This is a genomic window from Flavobacterium ponti (genome assembly GCF_042652765.1).
GTDB classification, from domain to species: domain Bacteria; phylum Bacteroidota; class Bacteroidia; order Flavobacteriales; family Flavobacteriaceae; genus Flavobacterium; species Flavobacterium ponti.
Genome location: NZ_JBHSGW010000021.1, coordinates 15,844 through 35,197 on the forward strand (window position 1 = coordinate 15,844; position 19,354 = coordinate 35,197).

Genomic DNA, 19,354 nt, shown 5'->3' on the forward strand with positions numbered 1-19,354 from the left:
AAAAAATGAAAAAAATTGCAATCTTATTATTTGCTGCTTTTGCAGTAATTGCTTGTAAAAAAGAAGGATACGAAATTACAGGTTTAGCAAAAGGTGTTGAAAATGGAAAAAAAGTTTACTTAGAAACACAAAGCGAAGCTGGTCCAGTAACACTTGATACAGCAGTTGTAGAAAGTGAAAAATTTAAGTTTGATGGAAAATTAAAAGAAGGAGTTGAATTAGCTTTTGTAAGAATTGAAACCTTAAACGGTTCAGTACCTATGATTCTTGAAGATGGTGATATCTCTGTAGAATTCAATAAAGATACCATCCAAAAATCAAAAATTAGTGGTACTAAAAACAATGATAAATTTCAGTCATACAATAACGAATCTCAAGTTATTTATAAAAAAATGATGAAATTTCAAGAGGAGAATCAACAAAAAATGATGACTGCTCAACAAACTCAAGATACTACAACAGTTAATGCATTAATGAAAGAATTCAATAAATTTCAGGATGACATGAATAATCAGTCTAAGAAATTTATCGAAAAAAATCCAGATGCTTTTATTTCAGCTTTATTATTAGAAAATTTTTTAATGAGAAGTTATTTAACTCCAGCAGAAGTTAAAGGATATTATGAAAAATTAGATAAAAGTATTCTTGATACAAAAAGTGGAAAAAACATCAAAAAAATGTTAGATGCTATGACTTCTGTTGAAATTGGAAGTGTTGCACCAGACTTCTCTGCTCCTTCTCCAGATGGAAAAATGATTTCGTTGAAAGAATCAATGGGTAAAGTTACTTTAATCGATTTTTGGGCATCTTGGTGTGGACCATGTCGTAAAGAAAACCCAAATGTTGTAGCTATGTATAATGAGTTACATGATAAAGGTTTAAATATTATTGGTGTTTCTTTAGATAAAGAAGGAGATGCTGAAAAATGGAAAGAAGCAATTGCAAAAGATGGTTTAACTTGGAATCAAATTTCTAATTTGAAATTCTGGAAAGAACCTATTGCTGTACAATATAATGTAAAATCAATTCCAGCAACATTCTTATTAGATGCTTCAGGAAAAATTGTAGCAAAAGATTTAAGAGGAGAAGAATTAAAAGCTAAAGTTAAAGAGCTTTTAGGAGTTGAGTAATTCTCTTTAGTACTTATAAAAAACATTAAAAATCCCATTACAAATAAGTAATGGGATTTTTTATATATTTCATTTTCAAACGCTTATAAAATAAGTTTAAACTTGTTGTAAAAAATGTTTGTTTACATCAAAAACTATCCTATATTTGCACCCGTTAAAGCAATAAAGCTTGGGAATGGGGAGATACTCAAGCGGCCAACGAGGACGGACTGTAAATCCGTTGGGAAACCTTCGCAGGTTCGAATCCTGCTCTCCCCACCAAAAAAAAACCACTCAAGTTGAGTGGTTTTTTTTATTTAAACTAATTTCAAATTTTTATTCTAAAACAAATGTTACAGAAACATTAGAAATTATCTCTATTTCTCCAACCGCTAAAGTTTCTCTTGAAAACGAATCGCTTTCCATTGCCATAGCTTTCATTGCTCCTCTGTAAATTGGCTGAGGATAATTAGTTTGAGAATTATCATTAATCAACAATACTTTACCTAATTTTTGTCCATTTAAAACTGAAACATAATCTTCAGCTTTTGATTTGGCATCCAATAAAGCATTTTTACGAGCTTGCTTTTCTAATTCTTTAATTTTTGAAGACATAAACTCAACACCTTGAATTCCATTAATACCTGTTTCAACCAAATCCATCATTAAATCATCGTATTTTGATAAATCTTTTAAATGTATTGAAATAGTCTGATTAGCCACATAACTTTTCTTTTTGGTGTTGTAATCGTAGTTTTGGTATAAGTTTACTCTTTGCGATTGAAAGTCTTTTGCATCAATTCCTTTGCTTTTAATAAGTTTTAAAACTTTATCAGTCACAATGTCATTTGCTTTTTTAGCATCAGCTGCTTCTTTAGATGTATTTTCAATAGAAACTGTGATTTTAGCTTCATCAGGAATCACTTTTATCTTTCCTTCACCTGAAACTGAAATTTGTGGAACTTGTTTTACTTCTTGAGCAAAAATTGTGCTTGTTGCCATAACTAATAGTACTAAAATTTTTTTCATAATAATTTGTTTTTTATAGTAAATTTCAAATTGTGTGCCAAACTAACCTTTATAATTTATTTGTTTTATGCAAATAGAATAAAATTATAATTGGAATAGCTAACAAAACGACCATTTGAGTATTATCATAAATCATATGAGGTTTTTTAGCTAAAGTAATTAAATAACCTCCAATTGCCCCTCCAAAATGTGCAGTATGACCAATATTGTCTCTTCTGGCTTTCATACCATAAATTGAATATAATAGATAACCAATTCCGAAAATATAACCAGGAATAGGAATTGCAAAAAACAATAATAATTCCATATCAGGAAACAAAAGAATACTACTGTAAATTATTCCTGTAACAGCACCAGATGCTCCAACAGCTCTATAATGATATTCGTCTTTATGAAAATAATAAGTCAGTAAACTTCCGCTTATTAAACTTCCAAAATAGATGTAAAGAAACCATAAATCACCAAATTCACTCAGTATAATGGGAGCAAAAAAGTATAAAGTCAACATATTAAAACCCAAATGAGCCATATCAACATGAAGAAAACCTGATGTAAGCATTCTTAACTGTTCACCAGCTCTAATACTTCCAATGTGAAACTCGTATTTTCTAAAAAATGATTGGTCATTAAACCCTTTGTAACTTATAATTGCATTTATAGCAATGATTGAAATGAGTAATATGTTCATTAATTTCGTTTTTTGTAAATGTAAAAAAATTGGAGTAATGCTATACTATAATTTATAAGTATATTTGTAAAAATTTTGAAGAATGCAGTTTTTAATTTTTATCATTTTCTACCCTATTTTGTGGATGATCTCCATCTTACCCTTTAGGTTATTATACTTATTATCAGACTTTGTTTATTTTATTGTTTATAGAATCATTAAGTATAGAAAACGAATTGTGAGAGAGAATTTAGCAATGGCTTTACCTCATTTAACCAAAGCTGAAAGAGATGTAATTGAGAAAAAATTCTACAAACATATGTGTGATTTGTTTTTAGAAATGATAAAAACATTAACCATATCTAAAAAAGAAATTGAGAAAAGGTACAAATTCACCAATATTGAAGTGTATCACGATTTAGAAAAAAAAGGCAAAAGTATAGCTTTACTTTGTGCTCATTATGCTAGTTATGAATGGTTAGTTTCAATGAACCGTTACATTACATTTAAAGGATATGGAATTTATAAAAAAATTGCCAATAAATATTTTGATAAATTAGTCCATGACATTCGTTCCAAATTCAAAGCTTCCTTAATTTCTACAAAAGAAACTGCAGAAACAATAGCTGAAAACTATGAAAAAGGAGTTTTAAGTTTATATGGTTTTGCAAGTGATCAATCTCCAAAGGTTGACAAAGCATTACTTTGGCATTCTTTTATGGGAATTGTTACACCAGTTCATACTGGAGCAGAGTTTTTAGCAAAACGATACGACATGAACTTAATTTTTTTAAGAGCAAAAAAAGTTAAAAGAGGTTACTACGAAGCAACTTTTGAATTGATGGCAGAAAACCCAAACGAAACCAAGCGTTTTGAAATAACAAAAGATTACATTGAACGTGTTGAAAAACAAATTTATGAAGCTCCAGAATTTTACTTATGGACACATAAACGTTGGAAACACAGACGAGATAGTTAGAATTTAAATAATTCGTCAACTAAATCATGATCAGAAACTCCATTTCCATTAAAATCAAATTCATTGGTTTTTGGATTGTATTTGTAATCTTTAGACCATTCTTTATGGTTTTCAGCTAATTCTTTGATACTTTCACAAACCATTTGAATTTCTTCAGTTGTAGTTGTCGGATGAATTGACATTCTAATCCATCCTGGTTTTTGAATTAAATCTCCAGAAGTTATTTGGCAAACCAAATTATGAGATGTTTCTTGGTCAACATGAAGCAAATAATGACCATAAGTACCCGCACAACTACATCCACCACGTGATTGAATTCCGAATCTATCATTTAATAATTTTACTCCTAAATTAAAGTGTAAATCATCAATGTAAAACGAAATTACTCCTAAACGTTCTTTTTGATTTTTAGCTAAAATGTTTATGTTTTCAATATTTCCTAGCGTTTCAAATATATAATCTACAATTTCGTGTTCCCTTTCTAAAATATTTTGAACACCCATTTGCTCTTTCAATTGAATGGCTAAAGCTGTTTTAATCACTTGAAGAAAACCTGGAGTTCCACCATCTTCTCTATCTTCAATATTGTCAATGTATTTGTGTTCTCCCCAAGGGTTTGTCCAAGAAACAGTTCCTCCTCCAGGACAATCAGGTACATTATTTTTGTATAAGTTTTTATTAAAAAGCATAACTCCAGAAGTTCCTGGTCCACCTAAAAATTTGTGTGGAGAAAAGAAAATAGCATCTAAATAAGCTTCTTTATCTTCTGGATGCATATTTATTTCCACATAAGGTCCAGAACACGCAAAATCTACAAAACACACTCCATTATTTTGGTGCATAATTTTTGCTACTTCGTAATAAGGAGTAATAATTCCTGTTACGTTTGAACATGATGTGATGGAAGCAATTTTAAAACTTCTGTCTTTATATTGATCTACTAGTTTCTTAAATTCTTTTAAACAAAACAATCCATCATCATCAGCTGGTATAATCACAACATCTGCGATCGTTTCTAACCAAGACGTTTGGTTAGAATGGTGTTCCATGTGAGATATAAAAACAACTGGTTTTATAGCTTCTGGAATTATAGTATATTCTTTTAAGTTTTCTGGAATTCTTAATCCTAAAATACGTTGTAACTTATTCACAACACCTGTCATTCCTGTTCCAAAATTAATTAGAACATCATCTTCATTGGCATTAACGTGCTTTTTAATGATGTTTTTTGCTTTGTGATAAGCAATAGTCATTGTTTTTCCTGTAACGGAAGTCTCAGTATGTGTATTGGCTACGAATGGTCCAAAATCGTTACAAATTTTTTCTTCAATTGGTCGATATAATCGTCCACTTGCTGTCCAATCTGTATAAATAATTGGTTTTTTTCCAAAAGGAGTTTCAAATTGTTGGTCTATTCCAATAATATTATTTCTAAATTTTTGGAAATATTCTTCTAATTGAGTTTTATTTTGAATTGCATTCATAGTAGATTGTTTGTGCAAAAATAAGCTATATTTGAGAAAAAGTTAGTTAATAAAATAAAAAAAACCTTCTAATAGAAGGTTTTTTTGTTATATTTTCAACTTTAAATTTATTTTATAAATTCAATTTTTTGAGTTTCTTCAATGTTTACACTATCAAAAAAACCTTGTTCGTTCATCCAATCATCACTAAATATCTTACTCATATATCTTGAACCGTGATCAGGAAAAACAACTACTACATTACTATTTTCATTAAATTCGTTTTCTTGAGCAAATTGCTTAACTGCTTGAAAAGCTGCTCCAGATGTATATCCTACGAAAAGTCCTTCTGTTTTAGCTAATTCTCTTGCTGTATGAGCACTTTCTTCATCAGTAACTTTCATAAACTGATCAATTACATCAAAATCTGTTGCTGTTGGAATCAAGTTCTTTCCTAAACCTTCTATTCTATATGGATAAATTTCATCGTTGTCAAATTCTTTTGTTTCGTGGTATTTTTTTAACACTGAACCAAAAGCATCAACTCCTAAAATTCTAATATTTGGATTTTGTTCTTTTAAAAATTTTGCAGCTCCAGAGATTGTTCCTCCAGTACCGCTACAAGCAACTAAATGTGTAATTTGTCCTTTGGTTTGTTCCCAAATTTCTGGACCAGTAGTTTTATAATGTGCATCAATATTCAATTGGTTAAAATATTGATTGATATAAACAGAACCTTTAGTTTCTTCGTGTAAACGTTTTGCGACATTATAGTAAGAACGCTCATCATCTGCTGAAACGTGAGCAGGACAAACATAAACCTTAGCTCCCATAGTACGAAGCATGTCTATTTTATCCTTAGAAGATTTTGAACTAACTGCTAAAATACAATTGTATCCTTTAATGATACTTACCATTGCTATACTAAAACCAGTATTTCCAGAAGTAGTTTCAATGATGGTATCACCTGGTGTTAAAATTCCTTGCCTTTCAGCCTCTTCAATAATATATAGTGCTATTCTATCTTTTGTGGAGTGACCTGGATTAAAGGCTTCTACTTTAGCGTAAAAATTTCCTTTTAAATTTTCAGTAACTTTATTAAGCTTAATTAAAGGGGTATTCCCTATAAGTTCTAAAACGTTATTATAAGCGTTTATTTGTTCTTTCATAAATATTATGTTAGTCAAGGTAAACTTTTATAGATTTTTTGATAACCTTAAAACCTTGCAAATTTATAAAAATTTTTTATTATTTATCAATTCCTTCCAAATCTAATAGAAAACTAAACTCTTTTGCGGTTTCTTTTAACGCTTCAAAACGTCCTGAAGCACCACCATGACCCGCATCCATGTTTGTGTTTAGAAGTAGAATATTTTTATCAGTTTTTTTTGTTCGTAACTTTGCAACCCATTTAGCTGGTTCCCAATATTGTACTTGAGAATCATGTAAACCTGTAGTTACTAACATATTAGGATAATCTTGTGCTTTTACATTATCATAAGGTGAATAGGACTTCATGTAATCATAATATATTTTATCATTTGGATTTCCCCATTCATCATATTCTCCAGTAGTTAATGGAATTGTATCATCTAACATAGTAGTTACAACATCCACAAAAGGTACTTGGGCAATAACACCATTATATAATTCAGGTGCGATATTTATTACAACACCCATCAACAAACCACCAGCAGAACCACCTTCTGCATATAAATGTTTTGGTGAAGTATATTTTTCTTTGATTAAATATTTTGAACAATCCACAAAATCGGTGAAAGTGTTCATTTTAGTTAGTAGTTTTCCGTTTTCATACCATTCTCTTCCTAAATCTTCACCACCTCTAATATGAGCTATAGCATAAATGAAACCTCTATCTAAAAGACTTAATCTAGTAGTAGAAAAATAGGCATCCATTGAGTAGCCATAAGAACCATAAGCATATTGTAAAACGGGATTAGTTCCGTCTTTTTTCATGCCTTTTCTATACACTAATGAAATAGGAATTTTTGTTCCGTCTTTTGCGGTAGCCCAAACTCTTTCTTCGGTATAATTGTTTTTATCAAACTTTCCACCTAAAACTTCTTGCTCTTTTAAAACTTTCTTCTCTTTTGTTTTCATATTGAAATCAATTACAGAAGAAGGTGTTGTTAACGATTGATAGCCATATCGCAAAATATCGGTGTCAAAATCAGGATTTGTAGTTGTATAAGCAGTATAAGTTTCGCTCTCAAAAGGCAAATAGTAAGCTCCTACTCCATTCCAAGGTCTAATTTGAATCTTGTGCAAACCATTTGTTCTTTCTTCAACCACTAAATAATCTTTGAAAATATCGATTCCTTCTAATAAAGTCTCTTTTCTATGAGGAATTACTTCTGTCCAATTTTCTTGTAAAGTATTATTTTCATTAGTCTTCATCAACTTGAAATTTGTAGCTTTATCTTTATTAGTTACAATATAAAAACTATCTCCAAAGTGAGAAATACTGTATTCTAAACCTCTAACACGTTTTTGAAAATACCTAAATTTTCCTGTTGGATTATCTGATTCTAAAATTTGATATTCATTTGTTAAAGTACTTGATGAACCAATAACTAAATATTTTTTTGATTTTTCTTTGTAAACAAAAGTATTGAACGTATCATCTTTTTCTTCATAGATTAAAACATCATCTGTTGAAGGAGTATTTATTGTATGCCTGTAAATCTTATCTGAACGCAACGTTTTAATATCATTCTTGACATAAAAAATTGTTTTATTATCACTTGCCCAAGTAGCTCCACCACTTGTGTTTAATATTTTTTCTGGAAGAATTTCATTGGTTTCTAAGTTCTTAATTTGGATTGTATATTGTCTTCTAGAAACTAAATCAACTCCAAAAGAAACCCATTTATTATCTTCACTTACACTTAAACCACTTAAACTAAAATAAGAATGTCCTTTTGCCATTTCATTGCAGTTGAAAATAATTTCTTCTTTGGCATCTAAACTCCCTTTTTTTCTAGAATAAATTGGATAATCTTGTCCTTTTTCAAAACGAGTCATATAATAATAGCCATTATAAAAATAAGGAACTGATTCATCATCTTCTTTTATTCTTGACTTCATTTCTTCAAACAAATCCTTTTGAAATTCTTTTGTATGAGCAGTTACTTCATCATAATATTGATTTTCTTTAGTTAAATAGTCAATCACTTCTGGATTTTCTCTATCATTCAACCAATAATAAGGATCATTTCTTTTGTCACCATGCTTTTCTAAAATCGTATCCTTTACTTTTGCCATAGGAGGCACAATATTTTGACTCATTTTTGATTCTTTATTTTTTTTACAAGAAGTTGCAAAAATAAGGCATATTAGAACAAAATAGAGGAAGTTTTTCATATTTTTTATATTGATTTCTAATGCAATTTACTAATTTTGTTCTCTAATCAATAAATAAATTATCAACAATGTTTGGAGATATGATGAATATGATGGGTAAACTAAAAGAAACCCAAAAAAAAGTTGAAGAAACTAAAAAAAGACTAGACCATGTTTTGGTCGATGAACAAAGTAATGATGGTCTTTTAAAAGTAACATTAACCGCAAACAGAACAGTTAAAAATGTTTCAGTGAGTGAAGAGTTACTAGTTGATAAAGAAATGCTTGAAGACTATTTGGTTACGGTTTTCAACAAAGCTATTGAAAAAGCAACGAACGTAAATGAAACAGAATTAGCTGCTGTAGCTAAAGAAGGTATGCCAAATATTCCTGGAATGGATATGTTTGGATAAAATTAAAAAATCCCAAAAATCACTTTATTTAGATGACTTTTGGGATTTTTTTATAGTTTGAAATCTTAAAAATGAAACTTACTCAATGTTTCTTTTACATAAGTATGCATCACTTCTTTATAGTCTAAGTGAGTAACAATTCTCAATTTTCCTTGACCCATTGAACTAATGTGAATATTTTTAAGTTTTAATTTCTCTAAAAATGATTTCTCATCAATGGCAGGATTTAGTTTAAAAATAACAATATTTGTTTCAACAGGTTCTACACTTTCAACCCAAGAAAAAGAAGCTAATAAATCTCCTATTTCTATGGCTTTTTTATGATCTTCTTCTAAACGAGTAACGTTATTTTCCAAAGCATATAATCCAGCTGCAGCTAAGTAGCCTGATTGACGCATATTTCCTCCAAATATTTTTCGGATTCTCAAAGCACGTTTCATATCTGCTTTTGTTCCCAGTAGAACAGAACCAACTGGAGCTCCTAAACCTTTTGAAAAACAAACTGAAATGGTATCAAATAATTTCCCAAATTCTCTAGGATGTTGCTTTTTTGCGACAATAGCATTCCACAATCGAGCACCATCTAAATGGTATTTTAAGTTTTTTTCATCACAAACTTGCTTAATTTTTTGTAATTCTTTTATTTCATAACAAGCTCCACCACCTTTATTGGTAGTGTTTTCAATACTTACTAAGGATGTTAAAGGAGCATGATAAAATTCTGGATCATTTATTCCTTGTTTTACTAAATCAGCAGTTATCAAGCCTCTATGTCCATCTAATAAGTTACAAGAAATGCCACTATTGAAAGAAGCTCCACCACCTTCATAATGGTAAATGTGTGAATATTTATCACAAATTACCTGTTCTCCAGGATTAGTGTGCAACTTTAAAGCTGTTTGATTTGCCATTGTTCCAGAAGGAAAAAAAAGAGCCGCTTCCATTCCAAATAAATCAGCTACTGTTTCTTCAAAAAGATTGACAGTAGGGTCTGATTTATAGACATCATCTCCAACTTTTGCATTAAACATTTTTTGTAACATGGCAACACTTGGTTTTGTAACCGTATCGCTAATTAAATTTATTTCCATAGAATCAAAAGGAATCACTATTTTTGTGGTGTAAAATTACATAAATTATGATAAACACAGAACAAATAAAGGATATTATTAATCGCCTCGGTGCGTTAAGGAGGTATCTTTGACGTCGATAGAAAATTAATAGAAATTGCTAACGAAGAAGAGAAAACTTTTGCACCTGACTTTTGGAATAACGCAAAAGAAGCCGAAATTGTTGTACGAGACTTACGTTCTAAGAAAAAGTGGGTAGAAGATTACACCAAAGCTGTTGACATGAATGAAGAACTTCAGATTATGATGGATTTTCATAAAGAAGGAGAAATGTCAGATGAAGAAGTGGAAGAATATTACAATGAATTAATCTCTCATATTGAAGATATTGAATTTAGAAACATGCTTTCTGATGAAGGTGATAGTTTAAGTGCTGTTCTTCAAATTACGGCTGGTGCTGGTGGAACGGAAAGTTGCGATTGGGCATCCATGTTAATGCGAATGTACATGATGTGGGCCGAAAAGCAAAAATTCAAAATTAAAGAATTAAACTATCAAGAAGGTGATGTTGCTGGAATTAAAACGGTGACATTAGAAATTGAAGGTGATTTTGCATTTGGTTATTTGAAAGGTGAAAATGGTGTACATCGTTTGGTTCGTATTTCTCCTTTTGATAGTAATGCTAAACGTCATACATCTTTTGCTTCAGTTTATGTGTATCCTTTGGTAGATGATACTATTGAAATCGAAATTAATCCAGCAGATATTGAAATCACAACAGCTCGTTCAAGTGGTGCTGGTGGTCAAAATGTGAATAAGGTTGAAACAAAAGTTCAGTTATTTCACAAACCTTCAGGTATTCAAATACAATGTTCTGAAACACGTTCGCAACACGATAACAGACAGCGAGCTATGCAAATGTTAAAATCTCAATTGTACGAAATTGAATTAAAAAAACAATTAGAGCAAAGAAGCGACATCGAAGCCAGTAAAATGAAAATTGAATGGGGTTCACAAATCAGAAATTACGTAATGCAACCTTATAAATTGGTTAAAGATGTAAGAACTGGTACAGAAACAAGTGATGTTGATGCAGTAATGAATGGAGATATTGATAAATTCTTAAAAGCCTATTTAATGTTGATGGGTCAGAAAGAGGAAGAATAAAATTTTTATAATCAAATAGAATTCCAAATTTCAAATTGAAATATTTTTGAAGTTTGGAATTTCTTTTTTTGCAAATACTTTTTGTATTTTAGCAATCCTTAAAAACAACAGTAATAAATGGATATAAATTTTAACAAAAACGAAGATCACAATAAACTTTTAGTTTCAGATATGAAACAAAAATTGGCTCAAGTAAAATTAGGTGGTGGACAAAAACGTATTGATAAGTTACATGCAGAAGGCAAAATGACGGCACGTGAACGTATTGATTATTTATTAGATGAAAAATCTAAAAGTATTGAAATTGGAGCTTTTGTAGGTGAAGGAATGTATGAAGAACATGGAGGTTGTCCTTCTGGTGGTGTTGTGGTTAAAATTGGTTATGTTTCCGGAAAACAATGTATTGTTGTAGCCAATGATGCAACTGTAAAAGCTGGTGCTTGGTTCCCTATTACTGGAAAAAAGAATCTTCGTGCACAAGAAATTGCCATGGAAAACAGATTACCAATCATCTATTTAGTGGATTCAGCTGGAGTTTATTTACCCATGCAAGATGAAATTTTTCCTGATAAAGAACATTTCGGGAGAATTTTTAGAAATAATGCCATCATGAGTAGTATGGGAATTACTCAAATCGCTGCCGTAATGGGAAGTTGTGTGGCTGGAGGAGCTTATTTACCTATCATGAGTGATGAAGCTTTAATCGTTGATAAAACAGGAAGTATTTTCTTAGCTGGAAGTTATCTAGTAAAAGCAGCTATTGGTGAATCAATTGATAATGAAACCCTAGGTGGAGCAACAACGCATTGCGAAATTAGTGGTGTTACCGATTTCAAAGCCAAAGATGACAAAGATGCTTTAGACCGAATAAAAAATATTGTTGGAAAAATAGGAGATTATGACAAAGCAGGTTTCAACCGTGAAAAACCTAAAAAACCAGCTTTAGAACCAAAAGATATTTACGGAATATTACCAAAAGCTCGTAACGAACAATACGATATGATGGAAATTATCAGTCGTTTGGTTGATAATTCTGAATTTGATGAATACAAAGCAGGTTACGGACAAACACTAATTACTGGATATGCTCGTATTGACGGTTGGGCTGTTGGAATTGTGGCCAATCAACGAAAAATTGTAAAAACAACTGGAGCAAAAACAAAACCAAGTGAAATGCAATTTGGTGGTGTAATTTATTCAGATTCAGCGGATAAAGCTACACGTTTTATTGCCAATTGTAACCAAAAGAAAATTCCGTTAGTGTTTTTACAAGATGTAACAGGATTTATGGTTGGAAGTAAATCAGAACATGGAGGAATAATTAAGGATGGTGCCAAAATGGTTAATGCAGTTTCGAATTCAGTGGTGCCAAAATTTACTGTCGTGGTTGGAAATAGCTATGGAGCAGGAAATTATGCCATGTGTGGAAAAGCTTATGATCCTAGATTAATTTTTGCATGGCCAAGTGCAGAATTAGCCGTAATGGGTGGAGCTCAAGCCGCAAAAGTTTTAATGCAAATTGAAGCTTCTACTTTAAAAAAACAAGGAAAAATTGTAGATGAAAAAGTCGAACAAGAATTGTTTGATAAAATCAAAGCTAGATATGATGAACAAGTTTCTCCATATTATGCAGCTTCACGTTTATGGACAGATGGAATCATTGATCCTTTAGACACAAGAACTTGGATTTCTATGGGAATTGAAGCCGCTAACCATTCTCCTATTGAGAAAAAATTTAATTTGGGTGTGATACAAGTATAATTCTAACTCAAATAAAACATATAAAAATCCATTGAAATTTCAGTGGATTTTTCTTTTTTAGAAAGTATATTTGTCAAATGATTAGCCATAAATTCCAACCTTTCAAAACAAACATTTCAAGTATTCCATTACCTGAAAAATTCACTTTTCCCTTTTACTATGAACCTCATAAATTGAGTGTTATTGCTTCCACTGAATTACAAAATTATTTAGAAAATCAATCCGATTTTGAACATAATTTTGGATCAAATCCAACTCAAAAAGGTTTAGTTATAGGAAAAATGTTTGGGGTTTTGGTTTGTCAAAATGAATTTGGAGAAATTGGACAACTTTGGGCTTTTTCAGGAAAATTAGCTGATTCCAATCATCATGAAAAATTTGTGCCAACGGTTTATGATATGTTGGATGCAAAAGGTTTTTACAAAAAGGGTGAAGATGTATTAAATCAAATCACTTCAGAAATTGAAAGCTTAAAAAAATCAGAAGAATTTAAAAATGCATTTCAAAATTTAGAAAATACTAAAATTGAAGCTTTCAACGATATTCAAAGGCAAAAAGAAAATATAAAAGTCCAGAAAAAACTACGTGATACCATTCGAAAATCAGAAATTTTCAATGAAGAAGAATTAAAAAATGCTAGCCAACAAGAAGGAATTCTGTTAAAAAAAATGACACAATTCTGGAATTACAAAATAAAAGCTGCTCAAAAAGAATTTGAGTTAATCAATTCTAAAATTGAAACTTTAAAATCAGACAGAAAACAAAAATCTGCCGATTTACAACAAAAACTTTTTGCAGAATATGCTTTTCTAAATCAATATAGAACACTAAAAAGTATCGGAGAAATTTTTGAAGGTAATCCACCAGCTGGTGCAGGAGAATGTGCTGCTCCAAAATTATTACATTATGCTTTTGCTAATAAGTTAAAACCTATTGCAATGGCTGAGTTTTGGTGGGGAAAATCACCAAACTCTGAAATCAGAAAACATAAACAATTTTATCCAGCTTGTAAAAGTAAATGCGAACCTATTTTAATGCAACACATGTTGGATGGTTTAAAAATGGAAGTAAATCCTTTTGAAAATAATCCAGCAAAAGGGAAAAATATTTCAATTGTTTATGACGATGATTATTTAGTATTAATCAACAAACCTGCTGAATTCTTATCAGTTCCTGGCAAACAAATTAAAGATTCTGCTTATCAAAGAGTTAAAGATATGTTTCCAAATGCAACTGGACCATTAATTGTCCATCGTTTAGACATGTCAACTTCCGGAATCATGATTTTAGCTAAAGACGAAGAAGTCTATAAAGAATTACAACGTCAATTCATTAAAAGAACAATTAAGAAAAGATATGTAGCATTATTAGATGGAATTATTGAAGAAAATGAAGGTTTTATAGATTTTCCATTAAGAGTTGATTTAGATGATAGACCAAGGCAATTGGTTTGCTACGAACACGGTAAAACAGCACAAACTCGTTGGCAAAAAATTGAAGTCAAAGACAATAAAACCAAAGTCTTTTTTTATCCAATTACAGGAAGAACTCATCAATTGCGAGTGCATGCTTCACACGAATTAGGTTTAAAAACCCCAATTGTTGGTGATGATTTGTATGGAAAAAAAGCCAATAGATTGCATCTTCATGCTGAACAATTGACTTTTGTACATCCTATTTCAAAAAAAGAAATGACTTTTACTGTAGAAGCTGAATTTTAGTTAAATTTGTATTTCAAGAAAAAAAATCTGATGAAAAAAATATTTACACTTACATTATTATTTAGTTTATTTCAATTAACAGCACAAAACTTCACACGAAGAGATTCGTTACAAGGTGGAATGCGTTTTGAGCGTTCTTGCTATGATGTGCAACATTATGATTTAAACATCAAAATTAATCCAGAAGAAAAAAGTATTGTAGGTTATAATGAAGTAACATTTGATGTTTTACAAGACACCAAGAAAATTCAATTGGATTTATTTGAAAACATGAATATTGATTCTATAATTTTCAACAAGAAAAAATTGACTTATAAAAGAGATAATGATGCTGTTTTTATCAATTTTGTTTCAGCTTTACCTCAAAATTCGTCCCAAAAATTACGTTTTTATTATTCAGGAAAACCTTTAATTGCTAAAAATGCTCCTTGGGATGGTGGTTTTGTGTTCAAAAAAGATAAAAACGGAAAAGATTTTATTGGTGTTGCCGTTCAAGGAACAGGAGCAAGTTTGTGGTATCCTGTGAAAGATTCTCAAACAGATGAACCTGATAAAGGAGCAACCATAAAAGTTGCTGTTCCCAATGGATTAATGAATGTTTCAAACGGACGTTTTAAAGGTTCTGAAGATTTAAAAAATGGTTATACTCGTTGGGATTGGGAAGTTGTAAATCCAATAAACACCTACTCTATTACTGTTAATATTGCTGATTATGTTCATATTCATGATAACTTAAATGGATTAGATTTGGACTATTACGTACTTCGTGAAAATGAAGAAATTGCAAAAGTTCATTTTGAAGCTGATGTGAAACCTATGATGAATTGTTTTCAACAAAAATTTGGACAATATCCTTTTTATGAAGATGGTTACAAATTGGTTGAAACTCCTTATTTAGGAATGGAGCATCAAAGTGCAGTGGCTTATGGAAACAGATATAAAAAAGGTTATATGGGTAGAGATTTATCTGGAACCGGAATTGGATTATCGTTTGATTTTATTACAATTCACGAAACAGGTCACGAATGGTTTGGAAACAGCATTACGAGTAAAGACATTGCTGATATGTGGATTCATGAAGCTTTCACAACCTATTCAGAATCTGTATTTTTAGAATGTACAAAAGGATATGATGAAGCTCAAAAATACATTAACGGACAATCTAAAAATGTACAAAATGACAAACCAGTTATTGGCTTTTATGGTGTAAATAAAGAAGGTTCTGGAGATATGTACTACAAAGGAGCTTTGATGTTAAACACTTTGCGACACATTACAAATAATGATTCAAAATGGTGGGCAATGTTGTTAAAATATTCAAATACGTATAAAAAGAAAATTATTGATACTAAAACGGTTATCGATTTCTTTAGTCAAGAATTAGGACACGATATGACTCCTTTTTTCAATCAATACTTAAAACATACTACAATTCCTGTTTTAGTGCTAAAAAAACATAAAAACCAATTCAAATACAAATGGCAAACCGATGAACCTAATTTTGAAATGCCTATAGAACTTGAAATCAATGGAAAAAGACAACGCGTTTTAGTAACTAATGAATTTCAGATTTCACCAATTCCAGTAGTTTCAATTCCAGATGAAATTAAAGTGAGAACGGATAAATATTACATTAAGGTTTATTAAAAGATTTAACAGTTATACAATTTAACGATTGAACTACTAATGCAATTAACGCACGATTCTACACATTTCAAAAAACAAAAATTTCCAATTATTCTCTTTTGTGAAAATGTAAGTAATGCTCCAAATATAGGTTCATTATTCAGAATTTGCGATGCTTTTGGAATTCAAGAAATTGTTTTCAATGGTGAAGCATCCAACATTCTTTCTCGCAAGATGAAGAAAACGTCGAGAGCAACTGAAAAATATGTTCCTTATAAAGTAATTTCCGATATTGAATCTTATCTTTTAGAAATAAAAAAAGAACATCAATTAATTGCATTAGAAATCACCAACAACAGTACTTCACTTCAAAAACATAAATTTGATTTTAACAAACCGATTGTTTTAGTCATTGGTGATGAAAATTTTGGAGTTTCAGATGCAACTTTAAAACAATGCAATGAAGTCATTCATATTGATATGTTTGGTGAAAATTCGAGTATGAATGTTGTTCAAGCTGCAAACATTGCCCTTTATGAAATGACTAAACAGTTTGAAACAAATTTAAATTCTTAAACCAAACTTTCCTTTCTAATAATTTTTCCAGAACCTGTTTCTTTGAATTTTGGTACAAAAATGATTTCTCTTGGTTTTTCGTATTTGTCCAAAGTTGTTATTTTATCTAAATCAATTGGATAAGTTTCACCTTCAACTACAAGTACTAAATGTTCTCCCAATTCTTTATCTTCTTTACCCATAACAAAAAAACGATTTGAAATAATTTTTGCTAACTTCTTCTCTATTTGCTCAGGAATTAATTTAATTCCTCCACTATTGATGACATTATCAAACCTTCCTAAAAATTTAAATTCGCTTTCTGAAACTAATTCTACAATATCATTAGTGTGAATAATTTCATCGGAAATTGCCGTTGCATGAATCAACAAACAATTATTTTCATCTTGTGATAAAACAACATTTGGCAAGGTAGTGAATACTTTTTTACCCAACTTTCTCGCTGCAATATGGGTAATTGTTTCAGTCATTCCATATGTTTCATAGATATTAGATTTTATAGGTTTTAACTTTTTCTCTAATTCGTTTGAAACAGCTGCTCCACCAATTATTATGGTTTTAAAATTGTGTAGAAATTCTATGGAATTCATAGCTTGTAAAGGTACTAAGGCCGTAAAATCGTATTGTTTATCAATTAATTCTAATGGATGTGAACTTGGTGCTACGAAATCCATTTCTAATCCTAAGATAAATGCACGAATAAACATCATTTTTCCAGCAACAAATTTCACGGGTAAACAGTTTAAAATTGTATTTCCGGGTTCTAATTTAAAAAAATCACCTGTTGCCAATGCCGAATTAATCATGGCTTGCTTTTTGACTTGTATACTTTTTGGTTTTCCTGTTGAACCAGAAGTTTGCATTACAATAAACTCGTTATTATCAAACCAATCTAAAATAAAATTTCCAACAGGTTTTTCAAAATCATCTCCTTCTTTGATAAAACTATAAGCTACTCTACATAAATGATCAGCAGTCAAATGAAAACCATTCAACTTAAATTTATTGTGTACATTTTTGTAATTAGGACTATGTAACATAATTGATAGGAATTAAATAATTGGTTCTTGATATTCTTCTTCAACATGATTTCCAAAGAGTTTTTCTTTCCAATTATTCCATTTATATATTTTAGCGAAAATTATTAGTAGAAAAACATAAAAAATAATTGGTACAAAAATTTCGAAATTAACTTCTGGTTTTGATAAATCTTTAAAAATAGCGTTAGTTCTCAAAACACTATAATCAGCTGTAATTAAAAGAGCTGAAATTAAATTATTAGAAGCATGAAATCCTAAAGCTAACTCTGTTCCTTCATCCATTAATGTCAGAATTCCAAGAAACAAACCAGTTCCAATATAATAAATCATAATAATTGGACCCATTTCTGCAACTTCTGGATTAAACCAATGCATTGTTCCAAAAATAACTGAAGTCATTAGCAACGGAAACCATTTGTTTTTGGATAAATTATAGAAACCTTGCATCAAATAACCTCTAAAAACCAATTCTTCAGTACTTGTTTGGATTGGAATTAAAACCATAGCAACAACTGATAAAATAAGAAAAGGTATTAAGTTAAATTGCAACACTATTTCAGAATCACCCGAAAAATAAGAAACTAGTATTAGTGAAACAGATATAATTGCCCAAATGAAAAATGCTACAAAAAAACGTTTCCAATCCATCTTTTTTCTTGAAGTGACTATTTCTTTAAAATCTTGATTATGAATTTTTTTTACAACAAGATATAATGCAAAAATGGCAAAAACGAAGGAAATCAACATCAAAAACAAAAATAGATTTGAATCAAACAAAGCATATAAATCTTTTTCATTTGTTGGAATTGATTTTCCATCCATATAAGCTTTCATAAAAGCAGCAATTGTTAAAGGAATTTGCCCAACAAATGAAGCAATTATTACAAGCAATGAGCCTATTATATACTTCCAAAAATCATTGCCTTTTTTATAACCTTGTGCTATAAACATATTATTTATTTTAATTTTGTCTAAAATAATACTTTTTACTCAAATCAATAACTCAAAATTAATAAATGATGATAAAAATTTACCATAACCCAAGGTGTTCAAAATCTCGTGAAGGAATTAGCGAATTAGATAACATCAATCAACCTTATGAAGTAATCAAATATTTAGAAAATCCAATAACTAAGGAAGAATTAATAGCTATTCTTAAAAAACTGAACTACAAACCAATAGAATTAGTTAGAACCAAAGAAGCGATTTGGGTTGAAAATTTTAAGGGCAAAAACTTGTCAGATAATGATATTATTGAAGCAATGGTTCAATACCCAAAATTAATTGAAAGACCAATTGTTATTAATGGAAATAAAGCCATTGTAGCTAGACCGAAAGAAAAAATTAAGGAAATTCTATAATTTATTTAA

17 protein-coding genes and 1 tRNA gene are annotated in these 19,354 nt (G+C 30.2%); 10 read left to right on the forward strand and 8 right to left on the reverse strand.

Annotation, left to right across the window (positions count from 1 at the left end; genetic code table 11):
- Nucleotides 1-5 precede the first annotated feature (5 nt).
- Nucleotides 6-1,130: a redoxin domain-containing protein gene (locus tag ACFO3U_RS07815; RefSeq protein WP_379740205.1), complete on the forward strand. Its 1,125-nt coding sequence runs from the start codon at nt 6-8 to the stop codon at nt 1,128-1,130.
- 177 nt (nt 1,131-1,307) lie between these two features.
- A tRNA-Tyr gene (locus tag ACFO3U_RS07820) sits at nt 1,308-1,391 on the forward strand.
- 54 nt (nt 1,392-1,445) lie between these two features.
- Here the strand turns inward: ACFO3U_RS07820 and ACFO3U_RS07825 are convergent.
- Both ACFO3U_RS07825 and ACFO3U_RS07830 read right to left on the reverse strand, forming a co-directional pair.
- Complete coding sequence (locus ACFO3U_RS07825) at nt 1,446-2,138, reverse strand: SIMPL domain-containing protein (protein ID WP_379740208.1); 693 nt, start codon at nt 2,136-2,138, stop codon at nt 1,446-1,448.
- Between the two features lie 49 nt (nt 2,139-2,187).
- Nucleotides 2,188-2,826 carry a rhomboid family intramembrane serine protease gene (locus ACFO3U_RS07830; protein ID WP_379740211.1) on the reverse strand — a complete coding sequence of 213 codons (639 nt, stop codon included), beginning with the start codon at nt 2,824-2,826 and terminating at the stop codon, nt 2,188-2,190.
- A gap of 82 nt (nt 2,827-2,908) precedes the next feature.
- On the opposite strand from ACFO3U_RS07830, the gene ACFO3U_RS07835 reads away from it, so the two are divergent.
- Nucleotides 2,909-3,784, forward strand: coding sequence for a lysophospholipid acyltransferase family protein (locus tag ACFO3U_RS07835; protein ID WP_379740214.1), 876 nt, complete (start codon nt 2,909-2,911; stop codon nt 3,782-3,784).
- On the opposite strand, the gene ACFO3U_RS07840 is transcribed toward ACFO3U_RS07835, so the two are convergent.
- The 3 genes from ACFO3U_RS07840 to ACFO3U_RS07850 all read right to left on the reverse strand — a co-directional run bounded on the left by ACFO3U_RS07840 (nt 3,781) and on the right by ACFO3U_RS07850 (nt 8,556).
- A complete protein-coding gene (locus tag ACFO3U_RS07840; RefSeq protein ID WP_379740217.1) occupies nt 3,781-5,268 on the reverse strand; it encodes an aminotransferase class V-fold PLP-dependent enzyme in 1,488 nt (495 codons plus the stop codon). The two genes, ACFO3U_RS07835 and ACFO3U_RS07840, sit on opposite strands and share 4 nt — an antisense overlap.
- Before the next feature lie 107 nt (nt 5,269-5,375).
- On the reverse strand, nt 5,376-6,416 hold the full coding sequence (locus tag ACFO3U_RS07845; protein ID WP_379740220.1) for a PLP-dependent cysteine synthase family protein: 1,041 nt from the start codon (nt 6,414-6,416) through the stop codon (nt 5,376-5,378).
- A gap of 79 nt (nt 6,417-6,495) precedes the next feature.
- On the reverse strand, nt 6,496-8,556 hold the full coding sequence (locus tag ACFO3U_RS07850; protein WP_379740223.1) for a S9 family peptidase: 2,061 nt from the start codon (nt 8,554-8,556) through the stop codon (nt 6,496-6,498).
- A 143-nt stretch (nt 8,557-8,699) separates the two neighbouring features.
- On the opposite strand from ACFO3U_RS07850, the gene ACFO3U_RS07855 reads away from it, so the two are divergent.
- Nucleotides 8,700-9,023, forward strand: a complete 324-nt coding sequence (locus ACFO3U_RS07855; RefSeq protein WP_379740226.1) for a YbaB/EbfC family nucleoid-associated protein — start codon at nt 8,700-8,702, stop codon at nt 9,021-9,023.
- A 65-nt stretch (nt 9,024-9,088) separates the two neighbouring features.
- Here ACFO3U_RS07855 and ACFO3U_RS07860 read toward each other — a convergent pair whose 3' ends face one another.
- Nucleotides 9,089-10,114 (reverse strand): threonine aldolase family protein, encoded by a 1,026-nt coding sequence (locus tag ACFO3U_RS07860; RefSeq protein ID WP_379740229.1) that lies wholly within the window; start codon nt 10,112-10,114, stop codon nt 9,089-9,091.
- Between the two features lie 47 nt (nt 10,115-10,161).
- Here ACFO3U_RS07860 and prfB point away from each other — a divergent pair.
- The 5 genes from prfB to ACFO3U_RS07885 all read left to right on the forward strand — a co-directional run bounded on the left by prfB (nt 10,162) and on the right by ACFO3U_RS07885 (nt 16,944).
- A protein-coding gene (gene prfB / locus ACFO3U_RS07865; RefSeq protein WP_379740232.1) for a peptide chain release factor 2 occupies nt 10,162-11,260 on the forward strand; the annotation gives its coding sequence in 2 pieces (ribosomal slippage) (nt 10,162-10,224 and nt 10,226-11,260; 1,098 coding nt in all).
- Nucleotides 11,261-11,377: 117 nt separating this feature from the next.
- Nucleotides 11,378-13,021 (forward strand): acyl-CoA carboxylase subunit beta, encoded by a 1,644-nt coding sequence (locus ACFO3U_RS07870; RefSeq protein ID WP_379740235.1) that lies wholly within the window; start codon nt 11,378-11,380, stop codon nt 13,019-13,021.
- Between the two features lie 77 nt (nt 13,022-13,098).
- On the forward strand, nt 13,099-14,742 hold the full coding sequence (locus tag ACFO3U_RS07875) for an RluA family pseudouridine synthase (RefSeq protein ID WP_379740238.1): 1,644 nt from the start codon (nt 13,099-13,101) through the stop codon (nt 14,740-14,742).
- Nucleotides 14,743-14,772: 30 nt separating this feature from the next.
- On the forward strand, nt 14,773-16,389 hold the full coding sequence (locus ACFO3U_RS07880; RefSeq protein WP_379740241.1) for a M1 family metallopeptidase: 1,617 nt from the start codon (nt 14,773-14,775) through the stop codon (nt 16,387-16,389).
- A gap of 39 nt (nt 16,390-16,428) precedes the next feature.
- Nucleotides 16,429-16,944, forward strand: a complete 516-nt coding sequence (locus ACFO3U_RS07885; RefSeq protein WP_379740243.1) for a TrmH family RNA methyltransferase — start codon at nt 16,429-16,431, stop codon at nt 16,942-16,944.
- Here ACFO3U_RS07885 and ACFO3U_RS07890 read toward each other — a convergent pair.
- Both ACFO3U_RS07890 and ACFO3U_RS07895 read right to left on the reverse strand, forming a co-directional pair.
- Nucleotides 16,941-17,984, reverse strand: a complete 1,044-nt coding sequence (locus ACFO3U_RS07890) for an AMP-binding protein (RefSeq protein WP_379740246.1) — start codon at nt 17,982-17,984, stop codon at nt 16,941-16,943. The genes ACFO3U_RS07885 and ACFO3U_RS07890 overlap by 4 nt on opposite strands.
- A 12-nt stretch (nt 17,985-17,996) precedes the next feature.
- Nucleotides 17,997-18,935 carry a CPBP family intramembrane glutamic endopeptidase gene (locus tag ACFO3U_RS07895; RefSeq protein ID WP_379740249.1) on the reverse strand — a complete coding sequence of 313 codons (939 nt, stop codon included), beginning with the start codon at nt 18,933-18,935 and terminating at the stop codon, nt 17,997-17,999.
- 68 nt (nt 18,936-19,003) lie between these two features.
- Here ACFO3U_RS07895 and arsC point away from each other — a divergent pair, with 68 nt between their 5' ends.
- Entirely contained in the window at nt 19,004-19,345 is a 342-nt protein-coding gene (gene arsC / locus ACFO3U_RS07900) for an arsenate reductase (glutaredoxin) (RefSeq protein WP_379740452.1), read from the forward strand.
- The last annotated feature ends 9 nt before the right edge of the window (nt 19,346-19,354 follow it).